This window comes from Cupriavidus sp. 05T313 (assembly GCF_056396665.1).
On the sequence record NZ_JBFTLX010000370.1, the window covers coordinates 1 to 6648 of the forward strand.

Annotated in this window: 5 protein-coding genes; all 5 read left to right on the forward strand. The window is 67.5% G+C overall.

The window, feature by feature from the left end; genetic code table 11:
* Nucleotides 1-1790 (forward strand): sulfoacetaldehyde acetyltransferase (gene xsc / locus AC1DKD_RS38930; RefSeq protein WP_477112230.1); only part of this gene is annotated, 1790 nt, incomplete at its 5' end.
* Nucleotides 1791-2090: 300 nt separating this feature from the next.
* A complete protein-coding gene (locus tag AC1DKD_RS38935; RefSeq protein WP_441633257.1) occupies nt 2091-3455 on the forward strand; it encodes an amino acid permease in 1365 nt (454 codons plus the stop codon).
* Nucleotides 3456-3624: 169 nt separating this feature from the next.
* Entirely contained in the window at nt 3625-4665 is a 1041-nt protein-coding gene (locus tag AC1DKD_RS38940) for a YeiH family protein (RefSeq protein WP_477144534.1), read from the forward strand.
* Between the two features lie 133 nt (nt 4666-4798).
* Complete coding sequence (locus tag AC1DKD_RS38945; RefSeq protein ID WP_441633247.1) at nt 4799-5203, forward strand: nuclear transport factor 2 family protein; 405 nt, start codon at nt 4799-4801, stop codon at nt 5201-5203.
* A 38-nt stretch (nt 5204-5241) separates the two neighbouring features.
* Nucleotides 5242-6648: NAD(P)/FAD-dependent oxidoreductase (locus AC1DKD_RS38950; RefSeq protein ID WP_477144535.1), on the forward strand; the 1407-nt coding region annotated here is incomplete at its 3' end.

Genomic DNA, 6648 nt, shown 5'->3' on the forward strand with positions numbered 1-6648 from the left:
CCGCCACCGCCGGCCCGCAGGCCATGACCCCCTCGGAAGCCTTCGTCGAGACCCTTGCCGCCAACGGCGTGACCGACATGTTCGGCATCATGGGGTCGGCCTTCATGGACGCCATGGACATCTTCGCCCCCGCCGGCATCCGCCTGATCCCCGTCGTGCATGAGCAGGGCGCCGGCCACATGGCCGACGGCTATGCCCGCGTCTCCGGCCGCCACGGCGTCGTCATCGGCCAGAACGGCCCCGGCATCAGCAACTGCGTCACCGCCATCGCCGCCGCTTACTGGGCCCACAGCCCCGTGGTCATCGTCACCCCCGAAGCCGGCACCATGGGCATCGGCCTGGGCGGCTTCCAGGAAGCCAAGCAGYTGCCGATGTTCCAGGAGTTCACCAAGTACCAGGGCCACGTCACCCACCCGGCCCGCATGGCCGAGTTCACCGGCCGCTGCTTCGACCGCGCCATGGCCGAGATGGGCCCCACCCAGCTCAATATCCCCCGCGACTACTTCTACGGACAGATCAAGGCCGAGATCCCCCAGCCCCAGCGCCTGGACCGCGGCCCCGGCGGCGACCAGCGCCTGAACGAAGCCGCCGAACTGCTCGCGCAGGCCAGGTTCCCCGTCATCATCTCCGGCGGCGGCGTGGTCATGGCCGATGCCATCGCGGAGTGCCAGGCGCTGGCCGAGCGGCTGGGCGCCCCGGTGGTCAACAGCTACCTGCATAACGACTCCTTCCCCGCCAGCCACCCGCTGTGGTGCGGCCCGCTGGGCTACCAGGGCTCCAAGGCGGCCATGAAGCTGCTCGCCCGCGCCGACGTCGTCATCGCCCTCGGCTCGCGCCTCGGACCGTTCGGCACCCTGCCCCAGCACGGCATGGACTACTGGCCCAAGAACGCCAAGATCATCCAGATCGATGCCGACCATAAGATGCTTGGCCTGGTGAAGAAGATCTCGGTGGGCATCTGCGGCGACGCCAAGGCCGCCGCCGTGGCGCTGACCGAGCGTCTGGCCGGACGCACGCTGGCGTGCGACGCCTCCCGCGAAGACCGCGCCGGCCAGATCGCCGCCGAGAAGGCCGCCTGGGAGAAGGAGCTCGACGAGTGGACCCACGAGCGCGACCCCTACAGCCTGGACATGATCGAGGAGCAGAAGCAGGAACGCACGCCCACCGGCGGCCACTACCTGCATCCGCGCCAGGTCCTGCGCGAGCTGGAGAAGGCCATGCCGGAAGACGTGATGGTTTCCACCGACATCGGCAACATCAACTCGGTGGCCAACAGCTACCTGCGCTTCAACAAGCCGCGCAGCTTCTTCGCCGCCATGAGCTGGGGCAACTGCGGCTATGCCTTCCCCACCATCATCGGCGCCAAGGTGGCCGCACCCCACCGCCCGGCCGTGTCCTATGCCGGCGACGGCGCCTGGGGCATGAGCCTGATGGAAACCATGACCTGCGTGCGCCACAACATCCCGGTGACGGCCGTGGTGTTCCACAACCGCCAGTGGGGCGCGGAGAAGAAGAACCAGGTGGACTTCTACAACCGCCGCTTCGTCGCCGGCGAACTGGACAACCAGAGCTTTGCCGAGATCGCCCGCGCCATGGGCGCCGAAGGCATCGTGGTGGACAAGCTGGAGGATGTGGGCCCGGCGCTCAAGCGCGCCATCGACCTGCAGATGAACCACGGCAAGACCACCATCATCGAAATCATGTGCACCCGCGAGCTGGGCGACCCGTTCCGCCGCGATGCGCTCGCCAAGCCCGTGCGCATGCTCGACAAGTACAAGGACTACGTTTGAGCCTCGACAAGTACAAGGACTACGTTTGAGCGCCAAGTCTGTAAGCGCGTGAACATCCGTCGCCCGGCCTTCCGGGCAACGGATGTTTCCGCCCCCCGCGGCAGGCGCCGCATGCGATACGCAACGCCTGCCGCAACCCGCACCGGCGTCATCCGGCGCGACCATGGACCCGGCGGCGAGCCAATCGCCGACCTACTATAGAAACCGTGGCGCGCGACCCTGTGCAGTGCAGGAGACAACACAGTGATTACCGAACAGCAGCAATCAAGCGGCCTGAAGCACGGGCTGAAGCAGCGCCACATGACCATGATCGCGCTGGGCGGCGTCATCGGCGCCGGCCTTTTCGTCGGCAGCGGCGTGGTCATCAAGTCCGCCGGCCCCGCCGCCGTCATTTCCTTCCTCATCACCGGCCTGCTGGTGGTGCTGGTCATGCGCATGCTGGGCGAGATGGCGTGCGCGCTGCCCACCGTGGGTTCCTTCTACGAATACGCCCGCGAGGCCTGGCGCGACCGCCCGGCCATGGGTGAACTCGCCGGCTTCCTCACCGGCTGGATGTACTGGTATTTCTGGGTGATCGTGGTCGCGCTGGAGGCCGTGGCCGGGGCCACGCTGGTGCAGTTCTGGCTACCGGACGTGCCCGCCTGGACCATCAGCCTGGTACTGCTGGTGATGCTCACGCTGACCAACCTGATCTCGGTGAAGTCCTTCGGCGAGTTCGAGTTCTGGTTTGCCTCGATCAAGGTGGCTGCCATCGTGGTGTTCCTGTTCCTGGCCGGCCTGTTCGTGCTCGGCATGTGGCCCGCCACCACCGCCAGCGTCGCCAACCTCACCGTGCACGGGGGCTTTGCACCGAACGGGATCATGCCGGTGCTGACCGGCGCGGTAGCGGCCACGGGGTTCTACTTCGGCGCCGAGATCGTCACCATCGCCGCGGCGGAAACCGCCGAGCCGCAAAAGGCGGTGGCCAAGGCCACTAGCTCCGTCATCACCCGCGTGCTGGTGTTCTACGTGGGCTCGGTACTGCTGGTGGTGTGCCTGGTGCCGTGGAACTCCGTCGGCATCGCCACGCCGTACGTCAGCGCGCTCAAGGCCATGGGCATCCCGGCGGCGGCGCAGATCATGAACGCCGTGGTACTGACCGCGGTGCTCTCGGCGCTGAACTCCGGACTGTACGCCTCGTCGCGCATGCTGTTCGCGCTGACCAAGCGTGGCGATGCGCCCAAGGGGCTGGCCAAGCTGAGCCGCAACGGCGTGCCGGTCCGGGCCATCCTGTTCGCCACGCTGTTCGGCTACGGTGCGGTGGTGATGTCCTATGTGTCGCCGGACAAGGTGTTCGCTTTCCTGGTCAACTCCTACGGCACGGTCGCCATCTTCGTCTACATCCTGATCGCCTTCTCGCAACTGCGCCTGCGCGCCCGCCTTGAGCGCGAAGCGCCGGAGCGGCTCAAGGTGCGGATGTGGGCCTTTCCCTACCTGACCTGGGTCGCCATCGCAGGCATGGTCGGGATCGTGGTCGCCATGGCCTTTATCCCCGATCAGCGCACTCCGCTGCTGCTCGGCGTGGCCAGCCTGGGCATCCTGCTGATCGCTTATGCCGTGCGCCAGTTGTGCCGCAAGCACGCGATCACCGCCGCACCGATGGGCGAGGTGCGGCGGGCTGACTGACACGCCCATCGCCCGATCCGCCCGATCCGCCGGCTCCACCTGATCCGGCTTCCGCGATGCGCGCCATCGCGGATTCACTCCCGGCAAGTCCGCATTGCCTGCCGCCGCGTTTTGCCGCAGCGGCAGGCCCGCGCCTGCCCGGCCGCTTTCAAACTACCTGGCTGCCGCCATGACCGCAAACACCCTACCCGCCATTCCCCAGTCCGCCTTCGCGCGGACCCGCGCCCTGCTGCCCGGCTTCATGCTGTGCGGCGTGATCGGGCTGGCCGCCACCTTTGTCTCCGAGCACTACGGCGGCCCGCAGTTCCTGTATGCGCTGCTGATCGGCATCGCTTTCCACTTCCTGACCGAGAACGCCAGATGCCTGCCCGGCATCGAGGTCTCGGCCAAGAAGCTGGTGCGGGTCGGCGTGGCGCTGCTGGGCGTGCGCATTGCCGCCAGCGATGTGGGCGACCTTGGCCTGTCCGGCGTCGCCGCGCTGATCGGGGCGGTGGTGCTGACCATTTCCTTCGGCGTGCTGCTTGCCCGCGCGCTCAAGCTGCCGCCCATGCTCGGGCTGCTCTCCGGCGGCGGCACCGGCATCTGCGGCATCTCCGCCACGCTGGCGATCTCGTCCACGCTGCCGCAAACCGCCGAGAACGAGCGCTACACGCTGCTCACCGCCATCGGCATCGCCGCTTTCTCCACGCTGGCCATGGTGCTGTATCCGCTCATCGTCACGCACCTTGGCCTCGGCCGGCACGAGGCGGGCCTGTTTCTCGGTGGCTCGATCCACGATGTGTCGCAGGTGGTCGGCGCGGGCTACATCATCTCGCCGCAGGTGGYGGATGCCGCCACGCTGGCCAAGATGTTCCGCGTGGCCATGCTGATGCCGGTGGTGGTGATGCTGGCGCTGGTCTTCCACGCGCGCCGCAAGAAGAGCGCCGTGGCCGGCGGCGCGCGGGCGCCGCTGATACCGGTTTTCCTGCTGGTGTTTGCCGCGCTGGTGCTGGTCAACAGCCTGGGCGGCATTCCGCCGGCCGTCGCGGCGGGGTGCTCCGAAGTCTCGCGCTGGTGCCTGGTGATCTCGATCGCCGCGCTGGGGGTGAAGACCTCGTTCCAGAAGCTGGCCGAACTCGGCTGGAAGCCGATCGTGCTGATGTCCGCCGAGACGGCGTTCGTGGCGCTGTACATGCTGGGCGTGGTGTACCTGATGCGCAGCTTCGGGTGAGCCGGTGGCCGCTGGCCCAAACGATTTACGGGATCTGGCCCTACAGCATTGCGCGCCACCTCACTATGCTGACGTCATAAGGCGCACAGGTCCGCGCAACGCGCGAATCACACACAACATCAAGGAGATCCAAATGGCAAATACCCCCGTCACCGAGGCCACCCTGCAAGCATTCAGCGACGCCTGGAACCGGCACGATATCGAAGCGCTGATGCGCTTCATGGCCGAGGACTGCGTGTTCCACGCCGTGGCCGGCAGCGAGCTGTTCGGCCGCAGCTTCGCAGGCCGCGAGGCGGTGCGCGAGGGCTTCCAGCTGGCATGGCAGGCTTTCCCCGACGCGGCATGGCTCGACGGCGAGCATTTCGTGGCCGGCGAGCGCGGCGTGAGCGAATCCACCTTCCGCGGCACGAAGGCGGACGGCACCCGCATCGAGGCGCGCATGGTGGACGTGTTCACCTTCCGCGACGGCAAGATCGCGGTGAAGAACGCGTACCGCAAGGACCGTCCGCCCGTCGCGGCGAACGGCGCAGGCAACTGAATCCGGCACCCCACAGAGGGCACACGAGGAAGACAGACATGGATGCCACCGCCGCAAGACTGATCCTGCCCGAAGGCCACGCCACCGCGCCTTCGAAGCCGTACGACCCGGCCTACGACCCGCTGGTCGCGCCCACGCCCGGGCAGGGCCGCGAGTACGCCCCCACCTACTGGATCGGCACCGCCGGCGAGCCGCCGCCGGACGACGGCCCGGTCACCCACGATATCGACGTGGACGTGGCCATCATCGGCTCGGGCTTCACCGGCCTGACCTGCGCGATCTTCCTCGCGCAGGAGTATGGCATCAAGGCCACCGTGCTGGAAGCCAACCGCGTGAGCTGGGGTTGCAGCACGCGCAACGGCGGCCAGGCACAGTGCGCCTCGGGCCGGCTCAAGCGTTCGCAGTGGATCCAGCGCTACGGCCTGGATACCGCGCTGCGCCTGCATGAGGAAGTGTGCGACGGCATGGAGACCTTCAAGGGGCTGATCAAGGACATCGACTGCGAACCGCAGCCGGGCGGCCACCTGTACATCGCGCACCGGGACAAGGTCATGCCCGCGCTGGAAAAGGAAGCCAGGATCCTGCGCGACGTCTTCAAGTACGACGCGCGCATCCTCGACGCCGATACCGTCAAGCGCGAGTACGTCGACGACAAGGAAGCCGCCGGCGCCATGCACGAACCCGAAGGCATCGGCATCCATGCCGGCAAGCTGGCCTTCGGCTACTTGCGCAAGGCCCGCGCGCTGGGCGCCAAGGTCCACCCATCCAGCCCCGTGACGGGCTGGGAGACGCGTGGCGGCGTGCATTACCTGAAGACGCCCGGCGGCATCGTGCGCGCCCGCGCGGTCGCCGTGGCCACCGGCGGCTACACCTCGCCGCACCTCCATGCGCAACTGAAGAACCGCCTGTTCCCGATCCTGTCGAACTCCATCGTCACCCGGCCGCTGACGCCGGCCGAGCGGGAAGCGTGCAATTTCCGCACGACGCAGGTCATCACCGATACCCGCATCCTGCGGCACTACTACCGCCTGATGCCGGATGGCCGCCTGCAGATCGGCAGCCGCAGCGCCATCACCGGCAACGATGCGCCGCAGCATAAATACAAGGACAAGCTGGTCAGCGACCTGCACCGCAAGTTCCCTGCGCTCCAAGGCATCCAGATCGACTATTCTTGGTGGGGTTGGGTCGATGTGAGCCATGACATGATGCCGCGCATCTTCCAGCCGGACCCGGCCCAGACCATTTACTACGCGATGGGCTACGGCGGCAACGGCGTGATGTACTCCGCGCAGGCCGGCAAGCGCATGGCCGCGCTGATCGCGGGCAAGAGCGCGGGGCCGGAACTGCCGATCTTCCGCTCGGCGCTACCGTTCCCGAACGTGCGGGAGATGGTCGAGGCGCAGGCTTTCGCGCCGTTCCGCCGGTTCGGGCAGTGGTTCCTGTAT